The organism is Streptomyces sp. NPDC006235, assembly GCF_040613735.1.
Classification (GTDB): Bacteria; Actinomycetota; Actinomycetes; order Streptomycetales; family Streptomycetaceae; genus Streptomyces.
Window position 1 is genome coordinate 162,648 of record NZ_JBEXSR010000002.1, and the last position, 24,895, is coordinate 187,542.

Consider the following 24,895-nt stretch of genomic DNA (forward strand, 5'->3'; position numbering starts at 1 on the left):
ATGAAGGTCGGCGCCGTCATCATCACCATGGGCAACCGCCCCGACGAGCTGCGCGCCCTGCTCGACTCGGTCGCCAAGCAGGACGGCGACCCGGTCGAGGTGGTCGTCGTCGGCAACGGCTCGCCCGTCCCGGACGTCCCCGAAGGCGTCCGCACGATCGAACTGCCGGAGAACCTCGGCATACCCGGCGGCCGCAACGTCGGCATCGAGGCCTTCGGCCCGGTCGGCCGAGACGTCGACATCCTGCTGTTCCTCGACGACGACGGCCTGCTGGCCGGCCACGACACCGCCGAGCTGTGCCGCAAGGCCTTCGAGGCCGACCCGAAGCTCGGCATCATCAGCTTCCGCATAGCCGACCCGGACACCGGCGTCACCCAGCGCCGCCACGTCCCCCGGCTGCGCGCCGCCGACCCGATGCGCTCCTCCCGGGTCACCACCTTCCTCGGCGGCGCCAACGCCGTGCGCACCCGGGTCTTCGCCGAGGTCGGCGGACTCCCGGACGCATTCTTCTACGCTCACGAGGAAACCGACCTGGCATGGCGGGCCCTCGACGCGGGCTGGATGATCGACTACCGGTCCGACATGGTGCTGTACCACCCGACGACCGCTCCCTCGCGACACGCGGTCTACCACCGCATGGTCGCCCGCAACCGCGTCTGGCTCGCCCGCCGCAACCTCCCCGCACCGCTCGTCCCCGTCTACCTCGGCGTGTGGCTGCTGCTCACCCTCGTACGCCGTCCCTCCGGCCCCGCCCTGCGGGCCTGGTTCGGCGGATTCCGCGAGGGCTGGACCACCCCGTGCGGGCCACGCCGTCCGATGAAGTGGCGTACGGTGTGGCGGCTGACCCGGCTGGGCCGGCCCCCCGTCATCTGACAAGCTCGTATCGGAGTATCCGGGAGCACCCGGGCCGTACCCTGGCCCCCGGCTCATGCAGGCCCGGACAGGCCGCGCATCTCGAAGACGAAAGTTTCCACTAGTGAGTGAGACAACGCACGACGCCACGGTCGCGGTCAGCGCGCCCGCGGCGCCCGACGAGGGACTCACGGCGAGGGAGCTCGCCGCCAAGTACGGGCTGAGCGTGAGCGGCGCCCGGCCGTCCCTCATCGAGTACGTCCGTCAGCTCTGGGACCGGCGGCACTTCATCCTCGCCTTCTCCCGCGCGAAGCTGACCGCCCAGTACAGCCAGGCCAAGCTCGGCCAGCTGTGGCAGGTGGCCACACCACTGCTGAACGCGGCCGTGTACTTCTTCATCTTCGGCCTGCTCCTGGAGGCAGACCGGGGCATGTCCCGCGAGGTCTACATCCCGTTCCTGGTCACGGGCGTGTTCGTGTTCACCTTCACGCAGAGCTCGGTGATGGCGGGCGTGCGCGCGATCTCCGGCAACCTCGGCCTGGTCCGCGCCCTGCACTTCCCGCGCGCCTCGCTGCCGATCTCCTTCGCGCTCCAGCAGCTCCAGCAGCTGCTGTTCTCGATGATCGTGCTGTTCGCCATCGCGGTCGGCTTCGGCCACTACCCGGACCTGTCCTGGCTGCTGATCGTGCCGGTGCTCGTCCTCCAGTTCTGCTTCAACACCGGCCTCGCGCTGATCATGGCCCGGGCGGGCGCCAAGACCCCGGACCTCGCGCAGCTCATGCCGTTCGTGATGCGGACGTGGATGTACGCGTCCGGGGTGATGTTCTCCATCCCGATCTTCCTCGCGGACAAGCCGGCCTGGATCTCCAACGTCCTCCAGTGGAACCCGGCCGCCATCTACATGGATCTGATGCGCTTCGCCCTCATCGACGACTACGACCAGAAGTACCTGCCCGACCACGTCTGGGCGGCCGCGGGCGGCTGGGCCGTGCTGTTCGCCCTGGGCGGCTTCGTGTACTTCTGGAAGGCGGAGGAGAGGTACGGCCGTGGCTGAGCAGAGGCAGGACGAACGCATCCCCACCGTCATCGCGGACGACCTGCACATCGTCTACCGCGTCAACGGCGCCAAGACCGGCAAGGGCAGTGCCACCGCCGCCCTCAGCCGCATCCTGAAGCGCGGCTCCGACGACACGGCGCGAGGCGTGCGCAAGGTGCACGCCGTACGCGGCGTCTCCTTCGTGGCGTACCGCGGCGAGGCCATCGGCCTGATCGGCTCCAACGGCTCCGGCAAGTCGACGCTGCTGCGCGCCATCGCCGGTCTGCTCCCCGCCGAGCAGGGCAAGGTCTACACCGACGGCCAGCCCTCGCTGCTCGGCGTCAACGCGGCCCTGATGAACGACCTCACCGGCGAGCGCAACGTCATATTGGGCGGGCTCGCCATGGGCATGTCCCGGGAGGAGATCAAGGAGCGCTACCAGGACATCGTCGACTTCTCCGGCATCAACGAGAAGGGCGACTTCATCACCCTGCCCATGCGCACCTACTCCTCCGGTATGGCGGCCCGTCTCCGCTTCTCCATCGCCGCGGCCAAGGACCACGACGTCCTGATGATCGACGAGGCCCTGGCCACCGGTGACCGCAAGTTCCAGAAGCGTTCCGAGGACCGCATCCGGGAGCTGCGCAAGGAAGCCGGCACGGTGTTTCTGGTCAGTCACAACAACAAGTCGATCCGCGACACCTGCAACCGCGTCCTGTGGCTGGAACGCGGCGAGCTGCGCATGGACGGCCCGACCGACGAGGTGCTCAAGGAGTACGAGAAGTTCACCGGCAAGTAGTCCGGCACGCCCAGGGCCTCGCCGGAACTGTTCCGGCGAGGCCCTGCGTCTGGCAAAAGAAGCGTCAACTCCGGGCTTACTCAGGAATCTTGGGGCCAATCGGTGTGTTCTCGTGATGCGCGGGACACCCTGGCGATCCTCGATGCGTTGTACAACGTAAGCTGTACCGGTCCCGAAACGCGGCAATCAGGGCGATAATGCGCGACATCGCTCGTCGCACCGCCGTGCGGACGGCTGGGCGGCGTGTCCGAAATAGTGTGTATTGGGTCGGCAGTGTAGAACGGGAGATGTGACGGCGATGGCTACGGAAACTCCCCAGCTCCACGCAGCACGTGCCGTCCTCGCGCCGGGCAGCCGGCGGTGACGGGAACCGGCACGGCGCGCGCCCTCGACCCGGAGCGCGGCACGCTCGACAAGGCCGCGGGCGAGAACTTCCCGGTGGCCCCGTTCTTCCTGCCCCGGGCCTGGCGCACCGACCTCATGGCCGTCTACGGCTTCGCCCGTCTCGTCGACGACATCGGCGACGGCGACCTGGCCCCCGGCGGCGCCGACGCCCGACTGCTCGGCGTGTCCCCGCAGGAGGCCGAGGACCGGCTGGTCCTGCTGGACGCCTTCGAGGCCGACCTGCGCAGGGTCTTCGACTCGACCCCGCGCCACCCCCTGCTGCGCCGCCTCCAGCCGACCGTCCGCCGGTGCTCCCTGACCCCCGAGCCGTTCCTCGGCCTGATCGCCGCCAACCGCCAGGACCAGCTGGTCGGCCGGTACGAGACCTACGACGACCTCCTCGCCTACTGCGAGCTCTCCGCCAACCCCGTCGGCCGTCTCGTCCTCGCCGTCACCGGCACCTCGACGCCCGAGCGGATCCGCCGCTCCGACATGATCTGCACGGCCCTCCAGATCGTCGAGCACCTCCAGGACGTGGCAGAGGACCTCGGCCGCGACCGTGTCTACCTGCCCGCCGCCGACATGAAGCGCTTTCACGTCGAAGAGGCGGACCTCGCCACGAAATCCGCCGGAGCGTCGGTCCGTGCGCTGATTGCGTACGAAGCGCAAAGGGCCCGGGATCTCCTGAATGAAGGCGCCCCCCTGGTGGGTAGCGTCCACGGCAGGTTGAAGCTGCTGCTCGCAGGGTTCGTGGCGGGAGGAAGGGCGGCCGTCCGCGCGATCGCCGCCGCCGATTACGACGTACTTCCCGGCCCGCCCAAGCCCGGCAAGGTCCGGTTGCTGCGTGAGGTGGGCGTGACTCTGCGAGGAGAGAGGTGATCCGGACCGTGGAGTCGGAACCACACGCGTCCCCACCGGTACTCGCCGCCTACAGTTACTGCGAGGCCGTCACCGGGCGGCAGGCCCGTAACTTCGCCTACGGCATCCGGCTGCTGCCGACGCCCCAGCGCCGTGCGATGTCGGCGCTGTACGCGTTCTCGCGGCGGGTCGACGACATCGGTGACGGTGCGCTCGCCGACGACGTCAAGGTGGCCCGCCTGGAGGAGACCCGGTCGCTGCTCACCCGGATCCGCGAGGGCGAGGTGGCGGAGGACGACACGGACCCGGTCGCCGTCGCCCTCACGCACGCCGCCGGGCACTTCCCGATCCCGCTCGGCGGCCTGGACGAGCTCATCGACGGCGTCCTGATGGACGTACGCGGCGAGACCTACGAGACCTGGGACGACCTGAAGGTGTACTGCCGCTGTGTGGCGGGGGCCATCGGGCGGCTCTCGCTCGGTGTGTTCGGCACCGAGCCGGGGGCACGCGGCGTCGAGCGCGCGCCCGAGTATGCCGACACGCTGGGGCTCGCGCTCCAGCTCACCAACATCCTCAGGGACGTCCGTGAGGACGCCGTCGGCGGGCGCACCTATCTGCCCGCCGACGACCTCGCCAAATTCGGCTGCTCGGCCGGGTTCTCCGGGCCACGGCCACCGGAGGGCTCCGACTTCGCGGGCCTCGTGCACTTCGAAGTGCGACGGGCCCGCGCTCTTTTCGCCGAGGGCTACCGGCTGCTCCCCATGCTCGACCGGCGCAGCGGCGCGTGCGTCGCCGCCATGGCCGGCATCTACCGCCGCCTCCTCGACCGCATCGAACGCGACCCCGAGGCCGTGCTGCGCGGCCGCGTCTCCCTGCCCGGGCGGGAGAAGGCCTACGTCGCCGTGCGCGGCCTGTCGGGCCTGGACGCCCGCCACGTGACCCGACGGACGGTCAGGAGGCGCGCGTGACGGACGGACCGATCCAGGGGGATGCCACCGGCGACCGGGCTCACGCCCGCCGCGCGGGCGCGGGCCTGCGCGGCCGGGCGACGCCGGAGACCGCGGTGCTGCACGCCCCGCACGCCTGCCGTGAGGTCCAGCCCGTGCCGTCCCTGGCGTCTCGACGGGGGCGAGTCGCGGTCGTCGGCGCCGGGCCGGGCGGTTGCGCCCGCGTGGCCCCGACGGCCGGGCGCGGCCACGACGCCCCTCTCGGCCAAACCGTCGCAGACAACCGGTGGGCAACCCTCCGGCGTGGGGTGGCGTCCCTGACGGAGACGGTCGGTCGTGCGTCGTTCGAGCGGTACGGCCGCCGCACAGGGGAGGGCGCACGATGACCCAAGGCACGGAATCCCGGGGACCGGTCGCCGACGGTCGGTACACCGTCGTGGTGGGCGGCGGGCTCGCCGGCATCACCGCCGCGCTCGCGCTCGCCGACGCCGGCGTGCGCGTCACCCTGCTGGAGGGCAGGCCGAGACTCGGCGGACTGGCCTTCTCCTTCCGGCGCGGCGAGCTGACCGTCGACAACGGACAGCATGTGTACCTGCGCTGCTGCACCGCCTACCGCTGGTTCCTCGACCGCATCGAGGGCGCGGCGCTGGCCCCGCTCCAGGACCGGCTCGACGTGCCCGTCCTGGACGCCGAGCGGCCCGCGGGGCGACGGCTCGGCAGGCTGCGGCGCGACGCGCTGCCCGTACCGCTGCACCTGGGCCGCAGTCTCGCCACCTATCCGCACCTGTCGCTCGCCGACCGCGCCAAGGTGGGCCGGGCCGCACTCGCGCTCAAGGGGCTCGACCTCGCCGACCCCGCCCTGGACACGCAGGACTTCGGAAGCTGGCTGGCCGCGCACGGCCAGTCGAAGCGCGCCGTCGAGGCCCTGTGGGACCTGGTCGGGGTCGCCACCCTCAACGCCGTCGCGGGCGACGCCTCCCTGGGGCTCGCCGCGATGGTGTTCAAGACCGGTCTGCTGTCCGACCCGGGCGCGGCCGACATCGGCTGGGCTCGCGTCCCGCTCGGCGACCTGCACGACCGGCTGGCCCGCAAGGCGCTCGACTCCGCCGGCGTCCGTACCGAGGTCCGTACACGCGTCACCTCCGTATCCGAGAATGTGAACGGAGGGTGGAGCGTCCAGGTTCCCGGCGAGACGCTCCAGGCCGACGCCGTCGTGCTCGCCGTACCCCAGCGCGAGGCGCACGACCTGCTGCCCGCGGGTGCCCTCGACGCGCCGGAGCGGCTCCTGGAGATCGGCACCGCGCCGATCCTCAACGTCCATGTGGTGTATGACCGCAAGGTGCTCACGCGGCCCTTCTTCGCCGCCCTCGGCACCCCGGTGCAGTGGGTGTTCGACCGTACCGAGGCGTCCGGACTGCGCCAGGGGCAGTACCTCGCGCTGTCGCAGTCGGTGGCCCAGGACGAGATCGACGAACCCGTGGCCGTGCTGCGCGAGCGGTACCTGCCCGAGCTGGAGCGGCTGCTGCCGCCGGCCCGCGGCGCCGAAGTGTTGGACTTCTTCGTCACCCGGGAGCGCACCGCGACGTTCGCTCCCACCCCTGGCGTCGGGCGCCTCAGGCCCGGCGCCCGCACCAAGGCATCCGGCCTGTACCTGGCCGGAGCGTGGACCGCCACCGGGTGGCCCGCGACCATGGAGAGTGCGGTCCGCAGTGGTGTGAGCGCGGCGGACGCCGTGCTGGGCGCCCTGGGCCGGCCCCGCCCGCGGCACCTCTTCGAGTTCGAGGAGGCGGCGTGATGCTCGCTCACAACAGCGCGGCAGACGGCCCCCGCACCCCCGGTACCGCAACAAGAGGAGAGACTGTGCCCACTGTGCCCCCGGCCTCGAAGACTGCCGAGGCGGTGGACGTGACCGCGCTGCTGGAGCGCGGCCGGACCCTGGCCACTCCGGTACTGCGGGCGGCCATCGACCGCCTGGCACCTCCCATGGACACTGTTGCCGCCTACCACTTCGGATGGATCGACGCCCAGGGCCGGCCCGCGGCGGGCGACGGCGGCAAGGCCGTACGCCCCGCCCTCGCGGTGCTGTCCGCCGAGGTCATGTCCGCCGCCCCCGAGACCGGCATCCCCGGCGCCGTCGCCGTGGAACTCGTCCACAACTTCTCCCTCCTCCACGACGACCTGATGGACGGCGACGAACAGCGCCGCCACCGCGACACGGTCTGGAAGGTGCACGGCCCCGCCCAGGCCATCCTGGTCGGCGACGCCCTGTTCGCCCTCGCCAACGAGGTGCTGCTCGAACTCGGCACCGTCGAGGCCGGCCGCGCCACCCGCCGCCTGACCACCGCCACCCGCGCCCTGATCGACGGTCAGGCCCAGGACATCTCCTACGAGCACCGCGACCGCGTCACCGTCGAGGAGTGCCTGGAGATGGAGGGCAACAAGACCGGCGCCCTGCTCGCCTGCGCCAGCTCCATCGGCGCGGTGCTCGGCGGCGCCGACGACCGCACCGCCGACACGCTGGAGAAGTACGGCTACCACCTGGGCCTCGCCTTCCAGGCCGTCGACGACCTCCTCGGCATCTGGGGCGACCCGGACTCCACCGGCAAGCAGACCTGGAGCGACCTGCGCCAGCGCAAGAAGTCGCTGCCGGTCGTGGCCGCGCTCGCGGCGGGCGGGTCCGCCTCCGAGCGGCTCGGCGAGATCCTCGCCGCGGACGCCAAGGCCAGCGACTTCGAGAACTTCTCCGAGGAGGAGTTCGCGGCCCGCGCCGCCCTCATCGAGGAGGCGGGCGGCCGCGAATGGACCGCCGACGAGGCACGCCGTCAGCACACCATCGCCATCGAAGCCCTCGACGCCGTCGACATGCCCGACCGGGTGCGGGAGCAGTTCACGGCCCTCGCGGACTTCGTCGTCGTACGAAAGAGATGATCACTATCGGTCGAATAGCCCTCGCGTAGTCGCCGGCCGGTGCCGCGAGACACCACGGAGCACCGGCCGACGGCGGACCCACAGCAGCTGCACACCTTGCACCACTGCACGAAGGGGAAGCCATGACAGCGACGACCGACGGAAGCACCGGGGCCCTGCCACCCCGCGCTGCCGCGGCCAGCGACACCGCCATCGACGACACCACCCCCGCGGCGGCCGGGGTACCGCAAGCCGCCGCCCGCGCCGCACAACGCGCCACCGACTTCCTGCTCTCCCTCCAGGACGCCCAGGGCTGGTGGAAGGGCGACCTCGAGACGAACGTCACGATGGACGCCGAGGATCTGATGCTCCGCCAGTTCCTCGGTATCCGCGACGAGAAGACCACACAGGCCGCCGCGCTGTTCATCCGCGGCGAGCAGCGCGAGGACGGCACCTGGGCCACCTTCTACGGCGGCCCCGGCGAACTCTCCGCCACCATCGAGGCCTACGTCGCCCTCCGCCTGGCCGGTGACGAGCCCGGCGCACCGCACATGGTGAAGGCCTCCGCCTGGATCCGCGAGCAGGGCGGCATCGCCGCCGCCCGGGTCTTCACCCGGATCTGGCTGGCCCTGTTCGGCTGGTGGAAGTGGGAGGACCTGCCCGAACTGCCCCCGGAGCTCATCTACTTCCCGAAGTGGGTGCCGCTCAACATCTACGACTTCGGCTGCTGGGCGCGGCAGACCATCGTCCCGCTGACGATCGTCTCCGCAAAGCGGCCGGTACGCCCCGCGCCCTTCCCGCTGGACGAGCTGCACACCGACCCGGACCGTCCGAACCCGGTCAAGCCGCTTGGCCCGGCGTTCAGTTGGGACGGGGCCTTCCAGCGGATGGACAAGGGCCTGCACGCCCTGCGGAAGGTCGCGCCGCGCCGGCTGCGCAGAGCCGCGATGAACAGCGCCGCCCGCTGGATCATCGAGCGGCAGGAGAACGACGGCTGCTGGGGCGGCATCCAGCCCCCGGCCGTGTACTCGATCATCGCCCTGCACCTGCTCGGCTACGACCTGGAGCACCCGGTGATGCGGGAGGGGCTGGCGTCCCTGGACCGGTTCGCCGTGTGGCGTGAGGACGGGGCCCGGATGATCGAGGCCTGCCAGTCGCCGGTGTGGGACACCTGCCTGGCCGCGATCGCGCTGGCGGACGCCGGGCTGCCCGCCGACCACCCGCAGTTGGTGAAGGCCGCGGACTGGATGCTGGGCGAGGAGATCGTCCGGCCCGGTGACTGGTCGGTGCAGCGGCCCGGACTGCCGCCCGGCGGCTGGGCGTTCGAGTTCCACAACGACAACTACCCCGACATCGACGACACCGCCGAGGTGATCCTCGCGCTGCGCCGGATCGCCCACCACGACCCGGTGCGGGTCGACAAGGCCGTCGGGCGCGGCGTGCGCTGGACGCTCGGCATGCAGTCGAAGAACGGCGCGTGGGCCGCCTTCGACGTCGACAACACCAGCCCGTTCCCGAACCGGCTGCCCTTCTGCGACTTCGGGGAGGTCATCGACCCGCCTTCTGCCGACGTCACCGCGCACGTCGTCGAGATGCTCGCGGTGGAGGGACTCGCCCACGATCCGCGCACCCGGCGTGGCATCGAGTGGCTGCTGGCCGAACAGGAGCCCGACGGCTCGTGGTTCGGGCGCTGGGGCGTCAACTACGTCTACGGCACCGGGTCCGTCGTACCCGCTCTGGTCGCCGCGGGCATCCCCGCCGCGCACCCGGCGATCCGCCGGGCCGTGACCTGGCTGGAGTCGGTCCAGAACGACGACGGCGGCTGGGGCGAGGACCTGCGCTCCTACAAGTACGTCAAGGAGTGGAGCGGCAGGGGCGCCTCGACCGCCTCCCAGACGGCCTGGGCCCTGATGGCCCTGCTCGCGGCGGGGGAGCGGGAGTCCAAGGCCGTCGAACGCGGCATCGAGTGGCTCGCCGCCACCCAGCGGGCGGACGGTTCCTGGGACGAGCCGTACTTCACGGGGACGGGCTTCCCGTGGGACTTCTCGATCAACTACCACCTCTACCGGCAGGTGTTCCCGCTCACCGCGCTCGGCCGGTACCTGCACGGCGAGCCCTTCGCCGGCCGGCACCAGAGCGGAGGGGCGGCCGAGGGCAGGGGGGCGGCCGAGGGCAGCGGGGCGGCCGGGAGACCGCTCGCCGTGGCCAGGGGGAGCGGGGAGACCGGGCAGCCGCTCGCCGACGCCGAGGGGAGCGGATGAGCACACAGCCCGCTCCGGCCCCGCTGCTGATCGCCTGCGCGCTCGGCATCGAGCAGTTCGCCCTGCGCGCGGGAGACCGTGGCGGCGCCGGCGGGCCGGTCACCGTGCTGCGGACCGGGATGGGGCCGGTGGCGGCCGAGCGGTCCGTCACCCGGATGCTCGCCGGCCCGGCCCTGCGCGACGCCGCCGTCCTGGCCACCGGCTTCTGCGCGGGGCTCGCGCCGGGCATGCACCCCGGTGACCTCGTCGTCGCCGAGGAGACCCGCGACCCGCGCGGTACGACCGCCTGCGTCGGGACCGACCTGCTGGTCAAGGAGCTGGGCCGCACGGTGCCCGGGCGGACCGTGCACACCGGGCCGCTCACCGGCTCCGACCACGTCGTCCGCGGTCACGAACGGTCGGATCTGCGCGCGACCGGCGCGATCGCGGCCGACATGGAGTCGGCGGCCACGCTCCTGAGCGCCGTGCGCGCGGGCGAGCGCCCGGTTGCGGCCGTCCGGGTGGTCGTGGACGCTCCAGAACATGAACTCGTCCGGATCGGCACGGTGCGCGGTGGAATATCAGCTTTCCGTGTTCTTCGTTCCGTCCTACCCGCTTTCTTCGAATGGCACCGTTTCTTGCTGCTCCCCAGGAGGTGAGCCAGATGGCCATGCCGCTCCGACAGTCCATCAAGGTCGCTACATACTTGGCTGAACAGAAGCTCCGCCGGCGGGACAAGTTCCCGCTCATCGTCGAGCTGGAGCCGCTGTACGCCTGCAACCTCAAGTGCGAGGGGTGCGGCAAGATCCAGCACCCGGCCGGGGTGCTCAAGCAGCGGATGCCGGTCGCCCAGGCCGTGGGGGCCGTGCTGGAGTCCGGTGCCCCCATGGTGTCCATCGCCGGCGGCGAGCCGCTGATGCATCCGCAGATCGACGAGATCGTGCGTCAGCTGGTGGCCAAGCGGAAGTACGTTTTCCTCTGCACCAACGCCCTGCTGCTGCGCAAGAAGATGGACAAGTTCAAGCCCTCCCCCTACTTCGCCTTCGCGGTGCACATCGACGGGCTGCGCGAGCGGCACGACGAGTCGGTGGCGAAGGAGGGCGTGTTCGACGAGGCGGTCGAGGCCATCAAGGAGGCCAAGCGGCAGGGCTTCCGGGTGACCACCAACTCGACTTTCTTCAACACCGACACCCCGCAGACCATCATCGAGGTGCTGAACTTCCTCAACGACGACCTCAAGGTCGACGAGATGATGATCTCGCCTGCCTACGCCTACGAGAAGGCCCCCGACCAGGAGCACTTCCTCGGCGTGGAGCAGACCCGCGAGCTGTTCAAGAAGGCCTTCGCGGGCGGCAACCGGCGCCGCTGGCGGCTCAACCACTCCCCGCTCTTCCTGGACTTCCTGGAGGGCAAGGTCGACTTCCCCTGCACGGCCTGGGCGATCCCGAACTACTCGCTCTTCGGCTGGCAGCGCCCCTGCTACCTGATGGCCGACGGCTACGTGCCGACCTACCGGGAGCTGGTCGAGGACACCGACTGGGACAAGTACGGCCGCGGCAAGGACCCGCGCTGCGCCAACTGCATGGCGCACTGCGGCTACGAGCCCACCGCCGTCCTCGCCACCATGGGATCGCTGAAGGAGTCCCTGCGCGCCATGCGCGAGACGGTCTCCGGAAACCGGGAGTGAGGCCATGACCGCCATCCCGCTGGGCGTTCCCGAGGTACCGGTCCGGCCGATCGCGGAGCGGCGCGTGACGCGCCGGATCCAGGTCGGTCCGGTGACGGTCGGGGGCGGGGCCCCGGTGTCGGTGCAGTCGATGACGACGACCCGTACGTCGGACATCGGCGCCACCTTGCAGCAGATCGCCGAACTCACCGCGTCCGGCTGCCAGATCGTCCGGGTCGCCTGCCCCACGCAGGACGATGCGGACGCGCTGGCGACCATCGCGCGCAAGTCGCAGATCCCGGTGATCGCGGACATCCACTTCCAGCCGAAGTACGTCTTCGCCGCGATCGAGGCGGGCTGCGCGGCGGTCCGCGTCAACCCCGGCAACATCAAGCAGTTCGATGACCGGGTCAAGGAGATCGCGCAGGCCGCCAAGGACCACGGCACCCCGATCCGGATCGGCGTCAACGCCGGCTCGCTGGACCGACGGCTGCTCCAGAAGTACGGCAAGGCGACCCCGGAGGCGCTCGTGGAGAGCGCGCTGTGGGAGGCGTCCCTGTTCGAGGAGCACGACTTCCGGGACATCAAGATCTCCGTCAAGCACAACGACCCGGTCGTGATGATCGAGGCGTACCGGCAGCTCGCCGAGAGTTGCGACTATCCGCTGCACCTCGGTGTGACGGAGGCGGGCCCGGCGTTCCAGGGCACGATCAAGTCGGCGGTGGCCTTCGGCGCGCTGCTGTCGCGGGGCATCGGCGACACCATCCGGGTGTCGCTGTCCGCGCCGCCGGCCGAGGAGGTCAAGGTCGGCATCCAGATCCTGGAGTCGCTCGGGCTGCGGCAGCGCCGGCTGGAGATCGTCTCCTGCCCGTCCTGCGGACGCGCCCAGGTGGATGTGTACAAGCTCGCCGACGAGGTCACGGCCGGACTCGAGGGCATGGAAGTGCCGTTGCGGGTCGCCGTCATGGGGTGTGTGGTCAACGGCCCCGGCGAGGCACGGGAGGCCGATCTGGGGGTGGCCTCCGGCAACGGCAAGGGGCAGATCTTCGTCAAGGGCGAGGTCATCAAGACCGTCCCCGAGTCGAAGATCGTCGAGACGCTGATCGAAGAGGCGATGAAGCTCGCCGAACAGATGGAGCAGGACGGCGTGGGGTCGGGGGAGCCGGCCGTCACCGTGAGCTGAAGAGCACGGAATTCGAAGGGGGCCCGATCGTGACGATTCTGGAGACCATCCGGGGACCACGCGACCTGAAGGCGCTGTCCGAGGCGGAACTCGGCGAACTGTCCGACGAGATCAGGGAGTTCCTGGTGCACGCGGTCGCCAGGACCGGGGGTCACCTGGGGCCGAACCTGGGGGTGGTGGAGCTCACCGTCGCCCTGCACCGGGTCTTCGAGTCGCCGGTCGACCGCATTCTGTGGGACACCGGCCACCAGAGCTACGTCCACAAGCTGCTGACCGGCCGCCAGGACTTCTCCAAGCTGCGCGGCAAGGGCGGCCTGTCCGGCTACCCCTCGCGCGAGGAGTCCGAGCACGACGTCATCGAGAACAGTCACGCCTCCACGGCGCTCGGCTGGGCCGACGGGCTCGCCAAGGCACGCCAGGTGCAGGGGGAGAAGGGCCATGTCGTCGCGGTGATCGGCGACGGCGCCCTGACCGGCGGCATGGCCTGGGAGGCGCTCAACAACATCGCGGCCGCCAAGAACCGCCCGCTGATCATCGTCGTCAACGACAACGAACGCTCCTACGCCCCGACCATCGGCGGCCTCGCCGACCACCTCGCGACGCTGCGCACGACCGACAGCTACGAGCGGGTCCTCGCCTGGGGCAAGGACGTGCTCCAGGGCACGCCCCTGGTCGGCACCACCCTCTACGAGGCCCTGCACGGCGCGAAGAAGGGCTTCAAGGACGCGTTCGCCCCGCAGGGCCTGTTCGAGGACCTGGGCCTGAAGTACGTGGGCCCGATCGACGGGCACGACATCGGGGCCGTGGAGTCCGCCCTGCGGCGCGCGAAACGCTTCCACGGTCCGGTCCTCGTCCACTGCCTCACGGAGAAGGGCCGCGGCTACGAACCCGCCCTCGCCCACGAGGAGGACCACTTCCACACCGTCGGCGTCATGGACCCGCTGACCTGCGTGCCGCTCTCCCCGGCGGGCGGCCCCTCGTGGACCTCCGTGTTCGGCGACGAGATCGTCAGGATCGGCGAGGAGCGGGACGACGTCGTCGCGATAACCGCCGCCATGCTCCATCCGGTCGGCCTGGGCGGGTTCGCCGAGCGGTTCCCGGACCGGGTGTGGGACGTCGGTATCGCCGAGCAGCACGCGGCCGTGTCCGCGGCGGGTCTGGCGACGGGCGGTCTGCACCCGGTCGTCGCCGTCTACGCCACCTTCCTCAACCGCGCCTTCGACCAGCTCCTGATGGATGTGGCCCTGCACCGGTGCGGGGTGACCTTCGTGCTGGACCGGGCCGGTGTCACTGGTGTCGACGGGCCGTCCCACAACGGCATGTGGGACATGTCGATCGTCCAGGTCGTCCCCGGCCTCAGGATCGCCGCGCCGCGGGACGCCGACCAGCTGCGCGCCCAGCTGCGCGAGGCCGTCGCGGTCGACGACGCGCCGACGCTGCTGCGCTTCCCGAAGGAGTCCGTCGGCCCGTCGATCCCGGCCGTGGACCGGGTGGGCGGACTGGACGTGCTGCACCGTGCTCCCGAGCCGGAGGTCCTGCTGGTGGCCGTGGGGGTGATGGCGCCCGTCTGCCTCCAGGCCGCCGAACTGCTCGAAGCCCGCGGCATCGGCTGCACCGTCGTCGACCCGCGCTGGGTCAAGCCCGTCGACCCGGCGCTGCCCTCTCTCGCCGCCGAACACCGCCTGGTCGCCGTCGTCGAGGACAACAGCCGGGCAGCCGGGGTCGGTTCGGCCGTGGCGCTGGCGCTGGGAGACGCCGAAGTCGACGTGCCCGTACGGCGCTTCGGGATCCCGGAGCAGTTCCTCGCGCACGCCAAGCGCGGCGAGGTGCTCGCCGACATCGGCCTGACACCCGTCGAGGTCGCCGGACGGATCAGCGCCAGCCTGACCGTGAAGAAAGAGCTGTCCAAGGAGCCACAGGAATGACCACCGCCGAATCCGCGTCGGAGTCGTCGCAGGCCGGGGAGTTCGACCTCGGGGCCCTGCTGGCCGAGCGCGGGGCCGAGCGCTACGAGCTGCACACCCGGTACCTCAACCACCAGCTCCCGCGCATGCTGCACACCATCGGCTTCGACAAGGTCTACGAGCGCGCCGAGGGCGCCTACTTCTACGACGCGGACGGCAACGACTACCTGGACATGCTCGCCGGGTTCGGGGTGATGGGCCTCGGCCGTCACCACCCCGTGGTGCGCAAGGCGCTGCACGACGTCCTGGACGCCGAGCTCGCCGACCTCACCCGCTTCGACTGCCAGCCGCTCCCGGGCCTGCTCGCCGAGAAGCTGCTCGCGCACAGCCCCCACCTGGACCGGGTGTTCTTCGGCAACAGCGGTACGGAGGCCGTCGAGGGAGCGCTGAAGTTCGCCCGGTACGCCACCGGCAGGCCCAGGATCCTGTACTGCGCGCACGCCTTCCACGGCCTGACCACCGGCTCCCTCTCCGTCAACGGGGAGTCTGGATTCCGCGACGGCTTCGCCCCGTTGCTGCCCGACACGGCCGTACCGCTCGGCGATCTCGACGCGCTGGAAAGGGAGTTGAGGAAGGGCGACGTCGCCGCCCTGATCGTCGAGCCGATCCAGGGCAAGGGCGTGCTGGAGTCCCCGCCCGGTTACCTCCTGGCCGCCCAGGAACTGCTGCACCGGCACAAGGCGCTGCTGATCGCCGACGAGGTGCAGACGGGCCTCGGCCGCACCGGCGACTTCTACGCCTACCAGCACGAGGAGGGCGTGGAACCCGACCTGGTGTGCGTGGCCAAGGCGCTCTCCGGCGGCTATGTGCCGGTGGGCGCGACGCTCGGCAAGGACTGGATCTTCAAGAAGGTCTACTCGTCGATGGACCGGGTGCTGGTCCACTCGGCGAGCTTCGGGTCCAACGCGCAGGCCATGGCGGCAGGCCTGGCGGTGCTGTCGGTGATGGAGAACGAGCAGATCGTCGCGGGGGTCCGGGCCACCGGGGAACTGTTCAGATCCCGGCTCGCGGCGCTGACGGACAAGTACGAGATGCTCGCCGACGTCCGCGGGCGGGGCCTGATGATCGGCATCGAGTTCGGCCGGCCCAAGTCGCTGAAGCTGCGCAGCCGCTGGGCCATGCTCCAGGCCGCGCGCAAGGGACTGTTCGCGCAGATGGTCGTCGTACCGCTGCTCCAGAAGCACCGCATCCTCACCCAGGTCTCCGGCGACCACATGGAAGTGATCAAGCTGATCCCGCCGCTGATCATCGGGGAGCGGGAGGTGGACCGGTTCGTCGACGCGTTCACGGCCGTGATGGACGACGCGCACGACGGGGGCCTGGTGTGGGACTTCGGCAAGACACTCGTCAAACAGGCGGTGGCGAACCGCTGACCTTTTGCCTCTGAGGCAAGAAATTTGCCGCTGGGGCAAGGGTGCGGCTGAATGGAGGCATGAGCTCCTCCGAGACCGAGCGGCCCTCCGGGGCCGCCCCGTCGCCCGACCAGGCAGCGGATGCGCTGCCCGCCGTCGCGCCGCAGCTGCGGTCGCTGCGGCGCCAGGCCTCACTGACCCTGGAGGCCGCGGCCCGCGCCGCCGGGCTGTCGCCCGCCCACCTCTCCCGCCTGGAGACCGGGCAGCGCCAGCCCTCCCTGCCGATGCTGCTCGCGCTCGCCCGCATCTACGGTACGACCGTCGCCGAGCTGCTCGGCGAGACGGCCGCCGCCCGGGACGCCGTGATACGCGCCGCCGACATGGAACCGACCGAGGCGGGCGGCTGGACGTACTGGCAGGCCGGCGCGCCCGGGCGCGGGATGCAGGCCCTGCGCGTGCACGTCCCGTACGGCTCCCAGGGCGACATCGTCCGCGTCCATCCCGGTGAGGAGTGGCTCCATGTGCTCCGGGGACGGCTGCGGCTGCGCCTCGGCGACACCACGCACCAGCTCGCGCCGGGCGACAGCGCTCACTTCGACTCGCTGACCCCGCACCGGATCGCCGCCCAGGATCCGGACGGTGTCGAACTGCTCTTCGTCCACACCCTCTTGCAGAGTCCCACGGCCGCGTTGTGCCTGGGCCCCACCCCGGGAGACAGGCCGTGAAGGACATGGAGGAGAAGTTTCCCCGCGCCCTGTGGGTGCGGCTGTTCATCTACCTCGTCGTGGGCCATGTCTTCGCGGCCTTCGTGTATCTGCTCTTCGAGGTGGGCGCCAAGTAGCCGCCGGGCCGGCGGCGGCTGTCAGTCCAGCAGCCGCTCGCGCAGCCGCTCCCGGGTCTGCGGGGTGAGCCCGAGCCCCTTCTCCAGGTAGGTGTCGACGCCGCCCCAGGTCTCCTGGATGGTGTCGAAGGCCGCCGTCAGGTACTCGGCGCGCGCGTCGAACAGGGGGCTGAGCAGCTCCATGACCTCGGGGGAGTAGGCCGAGGCGGCGGTGCTGCTGCGGTGCACCTTGTAGCGGCGGTGCTTGGCGTTGGACTTCAGGTAGTCGTCGACGATCGCCTCGCGCTCGACGCCCAGGGCGAGCAGCGTCACCGCGATGGACAGACCCGCGCGGTCCTTGCCCGCCGCGCAGTGCATCAGCGCGGGGACGCTGTCCTCCGCGAGCGCGTGCAGCACCCGGGAGTGCTCGGACGTGCGGCTCCGGATGATCGTGCGGTACGAGGCGATCATCCGGTCCGCGCCCTTGCCGTCCGCGAGGATCGCGCGCAGTTGGTCCAGGTCGCCGTCGCGCACCATCTTCCAGAACTCGGCGCCGTCGGCGGGGTCGCTCAGCGGCAGGTTCACATTGCGCACACCCGGCAGCTCGACGTCCGGCCCTTCGAGCTTCTGGTCGGCCGCGTTGCGGAAGTCGAAGATCGTGTGCAGGCTCAGGGTGGTCAGGAAGGCGGCGTCCTCCCCGGTCGCATGGGCCAGGTGTCCGCTGCGGAACAGCACTCCCTGCCGCACCCGCCGTCCGTCCACGGTCGGAAGTCCGCCCACATCACGGAAGTTGCGCACTCCAGCCAGCTCGGGCTCGGTCGACGGGACCTGCTGTGTCACGAGGGCTCCTCCCCTTCGGCGCCGCCGGCGCGGCTCGTCGACGGGCATCACTCGACGATACGACATGCCTGCCTGGGGCAATGAGTTGTCCACAGGCGTTGCCGGGAGCCCCCGCGGCCCTTGATGATGTCGGAGCCTGGTCGCCCCTGGTCGGGCTTGTTCGAATCTGTGAGGCCTTGATGCTGGACATCTCCGAAGACGGTCGTACATGGGTCCTCTCCGGGCCGGCCAGCAGCTACGCCGTCCATGTCACCGACCGGGACGAACTGCTGCACCTGCACTGGGGCCCCCGGATCGCCCTCGCCGACGCCGAGGCCCTCGCCGTCCGGCCGCTGCCGGACTACTGGCCCTTCGAGTCACCGCTCGACGGACGCGAGGAGTATCCGGTCGAGGGCGGCCCCCGTTTCACCCGGCCCGCCCTGTCCGTACGCACCGGCGAGCGGCGCGGCACCGAGTGGACCTACGAGGGCCATGACGCCGAGGACGGTGAGCTGCGGCTGCGCTTCCGCGACGGCGACCTGGCCATCACGCTGCACTACCGGATGCGCCCCGGGACGGACGTCGTCGAACGCCGGGTGACCCTCGACAACCACGGACCCGCCGTCGAGGTGCTGCGCGCCGACTCCGCCACCTGGACCCTGCCCGACCGCGACTCCTGGCGGCTGTCCCAGCTGCACGGCCGCTGGGGTGCCGAGTCCCGGCTGGAGCGCTCCGGCCTCACCCACGGCGAGAAGGTCATCGGCAGCCGCCGCGGCCACACCGGTCACCAGCACCTGCCATGGGTCGCGCTCGACACCGACGCGACCGAGGAGCACGGCGAGGTCTACGGATGCGCCCTGGGCTGGTCCGGGTCTTGGCGGATCGCCGTGGCACAGCTCCCGGACGCGCGCGTGCAGATCACCGGCGGGGCCGGGTACGACGAATCGGGCCTGCTGATGCTGGGCACGGGGGAGTCGTACACGACCCCCGTCTTCGCCGGGCTCTGGAGCGACGGCGGCCACGGCGGGGCCAGCCGCGCCTGGCACGCCTACCAGCGGACGTACGTGGTCCCGGACGCGGACCAGGACCGGCCGGTGCTGTTCAACTCCTGGGAGGCCACCGAGTTCGACATCTCCGAAGAACAGCAGCGGGCGCTCGCAGAGCGGGCCGCCGCCATGGGTGTCGAGCTGTTCGTGGTCGACGACGGCTGGTTCGGGACGCGCACCAGCGACCGGGCCGGGCTCGGCGACTGGACCCCCAACCCCGACCGCTTCCCGGGCGGACTGAAGCCGCTCGCCGAGCACGTGCACGGCCTCGGCATGCGGTTCGGGATCTGGGTCGAGCCGGAGATGGTCAACCCGGACAGCGAGCTGTACCGCGCGCACCCGGACTGGGTGCAGTACCAACCGGGACGAAAGCGGACAGAGTTCCGCAATCAGCTCGTACTGAACCTCGCCCGCGAGGACGTCCAGGAGTACCTCTGGGGGCAGCTCGACGGACTCCTCTCCAGCGCGCCGATCGACTACGTCAAGTGGGACTTCAACCGCTGCTTCACCGACGCCGGGTGGCCGGACGACCCCTACCCGCAGCGGCTGTGGGTCGACCACGTGCACGCCCTGTACGCCCTGCTGGACCGGTTGCGGGCCGCCCACCCCGGGGTGGCCTTCGAGTCCTGCTCGGGCGGCGGCGGCCGGATCGACCTCGGTGTGCTCGGCCGCACGGACCAGGTGTGGACCTCGGACAACACCGACCCGCTCGACCGGCTCGCCATCCAGCAAGGCTTCAGCCAGATCCACCCGGCCCGGGTCATGGCCGCCTGGGTCACCGACAGCCCGAACGCCATGCTCAACCACCGGGCCAGCTCCCTGCGGTTCCGGTTCGTCAGCGCCATGGCCGGGGTGCTCGGGGTCGGCGGCGACCTCACGAAGTGGACGGAGGAGGAACTCGCCGAAGCGCGGGAGTGGGTGGAGCTCTACAAAGAGATCCGGCCCGTGGTGCAGCGCGGCGACCTGTACCGGCTGCGCCCGCCGGAGGGGGGCCTGAGCGCCGTGCAGTACGTCCTCGGCGACGAGATCGTCGTCCTCGCCTGGCTCCAGGCGCAGCGCTACGGCGAGCCCGTTCCGGCGCTCCGGCTGCGGGGTCTCGACCCGGCAGCATCGTACGAATGCCTCGAAACGGGCGAAGTTCACCGGGGAGTCGTACTGCTCCATCACGGGCTGCGGGTCGGTCTGCGCGGGGATCTGGATGCGACTGTCGTCCGGCTTAGGCGTATGTAGTCTTTCTGTCCGAATAGGGAGCGCTTCAGCTGTTTAGGTATAACGTGCCCCGGCTGTAAAGGAGATGAGGCCGGGGTGCGTGAGCATCGTCATATTCGTGACGATGTGTTGTTGCCATGTGCACGTAATTCCGGCGTTGTTCAGGGGTATTGCGGGAAGCTGGAGATCGGTAATCCACGCTCCGTGACGGAAAAAATGTCGGCGCGTCAAGAAAAATGCCGTCACGGGCAACCGCGAGCTTGTCCCTTTGCGTCCTGGTCGCTTACGTTCCCCACCAATCCGGACGGACGCCTAATCCTGCCGCCGCCCGGAGCCCGCACACACTGACCCGACGTACGGCAGGAGCGGGGGACCCACAGGTAAGACGCCTGTTCCGGTTCCCGGAACGGCTTGGGGTTAAGCCGCGCCTCGGCGTGGCCGGGCATCTCCAGTCCGAACCCGACAGCTCACCTCGCAGGCGACGGAGAGGAATTCGCCATGCCCGCGAAGGGTAAGCATCGCCGCCCGAAGTCCCAGCGTTTCACCCGCTCCATCGCCGTCGCCGGAACCGGTGGGGCCGCTCTCGCCCTTCCGCTCATGGGGGCCGCCGGCGCCCACGCCGCCACCCCGCAGTCGGCTCCGGAAAAGGCCGTCCAGTCCGCGCCGGCAGCCGAGAAGAAAGCCACCGAAAAGGCCACGGGCGCCCGCTCGTACACCGTGCGGGCCGGTGACTATCTCGCGAAGATCGCCGACGAGCAGAACGTCGACGGCGGCTGGAAGAAGCTCTACTCGGACAACCGTGACGCCGTCGGCGACGACCCGTCGCTGATCCACCCGGGGCTGAAGCTGGCGATCGGCAAGAAGGCGGCGGCGAGCGAGTCCCCGGCCCCGTCGAAGCCCTCGGCTCCCAGGCCCTCGAAGTCCTCGGCGTCGAAGTCGTCCGCCGCCGAGTCGCCCGCGAAGCCGGCCGCCGCCAAGCCCGCCGCCGCGACGTCCAGCGGCTACACCCTCCCGGTGGAGGGCGCCACCGTCGGCACCCCGTACCACATGTCCGGCAGCATGTGGTCCAGCGGCTACCACACCGGTGTCGACTTCGTCGTCCCGACCGGCACCTCGCTCAAGGCCGTCAGCGCGGGCGCGGTCGTCTCCGCCGGCTGGGGCGGCGCGTACGGCAACCAGGTCGTCATCAGGCTGAACGACGGCAGCTACGCGCAGTATGCCCACCTGTCCTCGCTCTCCGTCTCGGCCGGCCAGACCGTGAGTGCCGGGCAGGAGATCGGCCTGTCCGGTGCCACCGGCAACGTGACCGGACCGCACCTGCACTTCGAGATCCGCACCACGCCGGACTACGGCTCGGACGTGGACCCGGTCGCCTTCCTGCGCTCGCACGGCGTCTCCGTCGGCTGACCGACCGCGTCACCACCTGCCTGACACGCGACCGAAGGCCGGACCCCGATCCCCGGGTCCGGCCTTCGGTGTGTGCGCGCACCTTCCGGTCGCCCCAAGGGATCGACAGCGAGCGGCAGTTGGGACACAGTGATCCCGTCCGGAGCGCAAGCGCTTTCTAGAGCCTTCCAGGCGGATCCCCCAAGGAGATGTGTCCCGTGCCGACCACTCGCAGAGCGTTCGCCACCCTGGCCGCCGGAGCCGCCGTGGCGGCCCTCGTCCCGGCGGGCGCCGCGCATGCCGCACCCCGGCACCGCCGCCTCATCGCCCGGGACGACTTCCGTCACGGTCTCGCCCAGTGGGCGACCGAACTCCAGGACGGTGGCACCGTGACCGCCTCTCGCGGCGTTCTGGAGATCGACGTGCCGAGCGGGGCGACCGTATGGTTCAGGCAGCGGCTCGACGGGCCGTATGTCCTCGAGTACACCGCCACGCCCGTCTCCGAGGGCGGGGCCAACGACCGCGTCTCGGACCTCAACAACTTCTGGAACGCGACCGACGTCCGCTCCCCGGGCGACCTCTTCGCCACGCCGCGCGGTGGGGCGCTGGAGGAGTACGACCACCTGACGACGTACTACGCCGGTTACGGTGCCAACTACAACACCACGACCCGGCTGCGGCGGTACGTCGGGGAGCCCGGTGTCCGGCCTTTGATCTACGACTACACCGAGCCGCTGCTGGTGCCGGGCGAGCCGAACCGGGTGCGGATCGTCTCCGACGGTTCGACGGTGCGGTGGTGGAACAACGGGAGGCTCGTCTTCGACTACCGCGATCCGAAGCCGTACACGAGTGGGCACTTCGGCTTCCGGACCGTGTGGAGCCACTTCCGGATCACGGGATTCCGGGTGTGGCGACTGACCCCCCAACATCGCTGACGGGTGTCCTATTCCGGAGTTGGTGAACACTTGGGGAGTGGCTTATCTCACCGCCCGTCAACCCTTTCCTACGGTCGCGTAAGTCACATTCGAAGGTGAATCATGTGCTGCTGTGGCAGACGATTCGAAGAGTGACAGCAGAGCAGTGATCGGGTCGTACGTGGCGGTGGGGGACAGCTTCACCGAGGGCGTCGGTGATCCCGGCCCCGACGGGGCGTTCGTCGGCTGGGCCGACCGGTTCGCCGTCCTGCTCGCCGACCGCCGGCCCGAAGGCGACTTCCAATACACCAACCTCGCCGTGCGCGGGAAACTCCTCGACCAGATCGTGGCGGACCAGGTTCCGCGGGCCGTCGAAATGGCACCGGACCTCGTCTCGTTCTGCGCCGGGGGCAACGACATCCTCCGGCCGGGTACCGACCCGGACGAGGTGGCCGAGCGCTTCGAGCGGGCCCTGGTGCGGCTCACCGCCGTGGCCGGCACGGTGATGGTGACGACCGGGTTCGACACGCGTGGGATGCCCGTGCTCAAGCACCTGCGCGGCAAGATCGCGACGTACAACGGGCATGTGCGGGCCATCGCCGACCGGTACGGCTGCCCGGTGCTCGACCTGTGGTCCCTGCGCAGTGTCCAGGACCGCAGGGCCTGGGACGCCGACCGGCTGCACCTGTCGCCGGAGGGGCACACGCGGGTGGCGCTCCGCGCGGGGCAGGTGCTCGGGCTGGAGGTTCCGGCCGACCCGGAGCAGCCGTGGCCGCCGTTGCCGGCTCGGGGGCCGCTCGAGGTCCGGCGGGACGACGTGCACTGGGCGCGGGAGTTTCTGGTGCCGTGGATCGGGCGACGGCTGCGTGGGGAGTCGTCAGGGGATCATGTGACGGCGAAGGGGGCGTTGTCGCCGGAGGACATCCGGATGCGGATCGCTGCGGTGGCGTAGCGCGGGTGGCTGTGGCTGCGCCCGCGGCTGGCTTGTGGGTCGGGGCCGCTTCGGGGGGTGTCCGTCCTCGGAACGGCGCGATGGGGTCGGACGCCGACCGACTGTCCGTTGACGCGCCAACCGCTGCGGGCGGACACCCCCCGACACGTCTCCTTCTCGCCGTGCGGGCGTGCGGGCGCACTCAGCTGCGGGCAGTCGTGCCTCCTCCAGTGCCTTAAGGGCCTGGGAGGTGCCCCCCAGGCGGCACGGGTGGGCGCAGCGGCACCCCGTTCCGCCGGGCTGCGCAACGCCCCGCCCCGCGCCGGCTCGGCTCGATGTGCTCGAACGAGTGATTGCGGCGAGGCGAAGCTTCGTGAAGGCGGCGTTCAGCGGCCGCGGCCCTGAACCATGTGCGTCACACTCATGGACAGGGACCGCGGAGGACTGCACGGACCGTCGTACGTTTCAGCGGGGGCTTGTCGCGCTCGGTGCCGCGGGAGGAGCCGGTCTCGCACTCGGTCCGGACACCGCGTCGGCCGCACCCGCGGACCCCGGCCCGCTCCGGAGCCGGTCGCTGAGGGAGTACGCCCTTCCTGAGGCCGGGCAGACCCATGAGCCCGTGAAGGTGTCCGGCGCCCCGCTGCTTCTGATCACCCAGTGCTACCCCAGCCGACTGCTCAAACTCGCACTGGACCCGCACACCGAACAGGTCACCGGGCTGGCGCAGTTCCCGCTGGGCGACGACACGGACCTGCCGCACGGCCTGGCCGCCTCCGCCCGCTACCCGGGCAGAATCTGGGCCACGCTGGAAGGCGGGAACCACTTGCTGCTGCTGGACCCCGTGCCGCACTCGTTGAAGGCGGCACCCCGGGTACTGCGCGATATCCCGATCCCCGATGGGGGGGAAGGGCCCCCACTACGTGGGGGAGTACGGCGACCTGTTGTGGGTCAGTCTCAAGGGCACCAACGAGGTGCTGGCCATCGACCACCGTCACCCCGAGCGCCACTGGTTCTTCGAAGCCCGGGCGCAGCCGGTCTTCGTCGGGCGTCACCCGGTGAGCGGCGAGTTCTGCGCGAGCCAGGACAAGGCCAGTTCCCCGCTGCGGATTCCGTTCCCGTCCGGTCGTACGACGCAGATCGCGATTCCGCCGGAGCGGGGTGCCACCCCCGTCGGGGTGATCGCCGGGCTGGACGCGCTGTGGGTGGCGCTGCTCGGTACGCAGGAGGGCGGTACGGGCACCTTCGGGCGGATCGACGAGCACGGCGGGATCACCTGGTACCGCCTGTCCTCCCCCATGGCACGTGCGGCCGGGCTGCTGCACCTCGCCTTCGACCCGCCCAAGTCCGGCCGAGGCCCTGGCCTGTGGCTCCTGGGCTCGTCCATCGTCAGCGACCGCGTCCTGGATCTGATCGTGCGTGTGGAGCTGGACCGCTCACACCGGCGGATCGTCTCCGAGGACGCGGTGGCGCTGCCCACCCAGCTGTCGAAAGCCCACCGTCTGCTGGTGACGCGCCGCAGCGTCTTCGCCACGGAGACGCACTCCTCGACCCTCGCCCAACTGGGTTCTGCCTGACGCGCGTT

General features: G+C 70.8%; 22 protein-coding genes and 1 riboswitch. Of the genes, 21 read left to right on the forward strand and 1 reads right to left on the reverse strand.

All coding sequences use genetic code 11. From position 1 onward, the window contains the following. The 16 genes from ABZ192_RS02920 to ABZ192_RS02995 all read left to right on the forward strand — a co-directional run bounded on the left by ABZ192_RS02920 (nucleotide 1) and on the right by ABZ192_RS02995 (nucleotide 17,029). Nucleotides 1-873: a glycosyltransferase gene (locus ABZ192_RS02920; protein ID WP_356922959.1), complete on the forward strand. Its 873-nt coding sequence runs from the start codon at nucleotides 1-3 to the stop codon at nucleotides 871-873. Between the two features lie 103 nt (nucleotides 874-976). Then, the gene (locus tag ABZ192_RS02925; protein WP_356922735.1) at nucleotides 977-1,906 is read left to right on the forward strand and encodes an ABC transporter permease; all 930 of its coding nucleotides are present in this window, start codon (nucleotides 977-979) and stop codon (nucleotides 1,904-1,906) included. Next, nucleotides 1,899-2,687 carry an ABC transporter ATP-binding protein gene (locus tag ABZ192_RS02930; protein WP_356922736.1) on the forward strand — a complete coding sequence of 263 codons (789 nt, stop codon included), beginning with the start codon at nucleotides 1,899-1,901 and terminating at the stop codon, nucleotides 2,685-2,687. Before ABZ192_RS02925 ends, ABZ192_RS02930 begins: the two co-directional genes overlap by 8 nt. Nucleotides 2,688-3,047: 360 nt before the next feature. Then, nucleotides 3,048-3,950: a squalene synthase HpnC gene (gene hpnC / locus ABZ192_RS02935; RefSeq protein ID WP_356922737.1), complete on the forward strand. Its 903-nt coding sequence runs from the start codon at nucleotides 3,048-3,050 to the stop codon at nucleotides 3,948-3,950. Further along, entirely contained in the window at nucleotides 3,947-4,897 is a 951-nt protein-coding gene (gene hpnD, locus ABZ192_RS02940) for a presqualene diphosphate synthase HpnD (protein WP_356922738.1), read from the forward strand. The genes hpnC and hpnD overlap by 4 nt, the downstream gene beginning before the upstream one ends. Beyond that, nucleotides 4,894-5,262 (forward strand): DUF6380 family protein, encoded by a 369-nt coding sequence (locus tag ABZ192_RS02945; protein WP_356922739.1) that lies wholly within the window; start codon nucleotides 4,894-4,896, stop codon nucleotides 5,260-5,262. Before hpnD ends, ABZ192_RS02945 begins: the two co-directional genes overlap by 4 nt. Beyond that, nucleotides 5,259-6,671, forward strand: coding sequence for a hydroxysqualene dehydroxylase HpnE (gene hpnE / locus ABZ192_RS02950; protein ID WP_356922740.1), 1,413 nt, complete (start codon nucleotides 5,259-5,261; stop codon nucleotides 6,669-6,671). The genes ABZ192_RS02945 and hpnE overlap by 4 nt, the downstream gene beginning before the upstream one ends. Beyond that, nucleotides 6,671-7,804: a polyprenyl synthetase family protein gene (locus tag ABZ192_RS02955; RefSeq protein WP_356922741.1), complete on the forward strand. Its 1,134-nt coding sequence runs from the start codon at nucleotides 6,671-6,673 to the stop codon at nucleotides 7,802-7,804. The genes hpnE and ABZ192_RS02955 overlap by 1 nt, the downstream gene beginning before the upstream one ends. A 122-nt stretch (nucleotides 7,805-7,926) precedes the next feature. Further along, nucleotides 7,927-10,044 (forward strand): squalene--hopene cyclase, encoded by a 2,118-nt coding sequence (gene shc, locus ABZ192_RS02960; RefSeq protein ID WP_356922742.1) that lies wholly within the window; start codon nucleotides 7,927-7,929, stop codon nucleotides 10,042-10,044. Continuing rightward, nucleotides 10,041-10,682, forward strand: a complete 642-nt coding sequence (locus ABZ192_RS02965; RefSeq protein ID WP_356922743.1) for a 1-hydroxy-2-methyl-2-butenyl 4-diphosphate reductase — start codon at nucleotides 10,041-10,043, stop codon at nucleotides 10,680-10,682. Before shc ends, ABZ192_RS02965 begins: the two co-directional genes overlap by 4 nt. A gap of 5 nt (nucleotides 10,683-10,687) precedes the next feature. After that, complete coding sequence (hpnH, locus tag ABZ192_RS02970; protein ID WP_356922744.1) at nucleotides 10,688-11,710, forward strand: adenosyl-hopene transferase HpnH; 1,023 nt, start codon at nucleotides 10,688-10,690, stop codon at nucleotides 11,708-11,710. 4 nt (nucleotides 11,711-11,714) lie between these two features. Further along, complete coding sequence (gene ispG, locus ABZ192_RS02975; RefSeq protein WP_356922745.1) at nucleotides 11,715-12,872, forward strand: flavodoxin-dependent (E)-4-hydroxy-3-methylbut-2-enyl-diphosphate synthase; 1,158 nt, start codon at nucleotides 11,715-11,717, stop codon at nucleotides 12,870-12,872. A gap of 29 nt (nucleotides 12,873-12,901) precedes the next feature. Beyond that, nucleotides 12,902-14,797: a 1-deoxy-D-xylulose-5-phosphate synthase gene (dxs, locus tag ABZ192_RS02980; protein ID WP_356922746.1), complete on the forward strand. Its 1,896-nt coding sequence runs from the start codon at nucleotides 12,902-12,904 to the stop codon at nucleotides 14,795-14,797. Beyond that, nucleotides 14,794-16,209, forward strand: coding sequence for an aspartate aminotransferase family protein (locus tag ABZ192_RS02985; RefSeq protein ID WP_356922747.1), 1,416 nt, complete (start codon nucleotides 14,794-14,796; stop codon nucleotides 16,207-16,209). The genes dxs and ABZ192_RS02985 overlap by 4 nt, the downstream gene beginning before the upstream one ends. A 59-nt stretch (nucleotides 16,210-16,268) precedes the next feature. Continuing rightward, complete coding sequence (locus tag ABZ192_RS02990) at nucleotides 16,269-16,913, forward strand: XRE family transcriptional regulator (RefSeq protein ID WP_356922748.1); 645 nt, start codon at nucleotides 16,269-16,271, stop codon at nucleotides 16,911-16,913. Next, nucleotides 16,910-17,029 (forward strand): DUF6126 family protein, encoded by a 120-nt coding sequence (locus ABZ192_RS02995; RefSeq protein WP_040903800.1) that lies wholly within the window; start codon nucleotides 16,910-16,912, stop codon nucleotides 17,027-17,029. Before ABZ192_RS02990 ends, ABZ192_RS02995 begins: the two co-directional genes overlap by 4 nt. Nucleotides 17,030-17,050: 21 nt before the next feature. On the opposite strand, the gene ABZ192_RS03000 is transcribed toward ABZ192_RS02995, so the two are convergent. Next, entirely contained in the window at nucleotides 17,051-17,848 is a 798-nt protein-coding gene (locus ABZ192_RS03000) for a tyrosine-protein phosphatase (protein ID WP_356922749.1), read from the reverse strand. Nucleotides 17,849-18,027: 179 nt separating this feature from the next. On the opposite strand from ABZ192_RS03000, the gene ABZ192_RS03005 reads away from it, so the two are divergent. From ABZ192_RS03005 to ABZ192_RS03025, 5 genes are all read left to right on the forward strand, one after another. Further along, the gene (locus tag ABZ192_RS03005; protein ID WP_356922750.1) at nucleotides 18,028-20,103 is read left to right on the forward strand and encodes an alpha-galactosidase; all 2,076 of its coding nucleotides are present in this window, start codon (nucleotides 18,028-18,030) and stop codon (nucleotides 20,101-20,103) included. Between the two features lie 311 nt (nucleotides 20,104-20,414). Then, a riboswitch (cyclic di-AMP (ydaO/yuaA leader) is annotated at nucleotides 20,415-20,576 on the forward strand. A 4-nt stretch (nucleotides 20,577-20,580) separates the two neighbouring features. Next, a complete protein-coding gene (locus ABZ192_RS03010) occupies nucleotides 20,581-21,489 on the forward strand; it encodes a LysM peptidoglycan-binding domain-containing M23 family metallopeptidase (protein ID WP_356922751.1) in 909 nt (302 codons plus the stop codon). 197 nt (nucleotides 21,490-21,686) lie between these two features. Further along, a complete protein-coding gene (locus tag ABZ192_RS03015; protein WP_356922752.1) occupies nucleotides 21,687-22,403 on the forward strand; it encodes a DUF6250 domain-containing protein in 717 nt (238 codons plus the stop codon). Nucleotides 22,404-22,548: 145 nt separating this feature from the next. Further along, nucleotides 22,549-23,334 carry an SGNH/GDSL hydrolase family protein gene (locus ABZ192_RS03020; protein WP_010044665.1) on the forward strand — a complete coding sequence of 262 codons (786 nt, stop codon included), beginning with the start codon at nucleotides 22,549-22,551 and terminating at the stop codon, nucleotides 23,332-23,334. Between the two features lie 875 nt (nucleotides 23,335-24,209). Continuing rightward, nucleotides 24,210-24,887 carry a hypothetical protein gene (locus ABZ192_RS03025; protein ID WP_356922753.1) on the forward strand — a complete coding sequence of 226 codons (678 nt, stop codon included), beginning with the start codon at nucleotides 24,210-24,212 and terminating at the stop codon, nucleotides 24,885-24,887. Nucleotides 24,888-24,895: the final 8 nt, after the last annotated feature.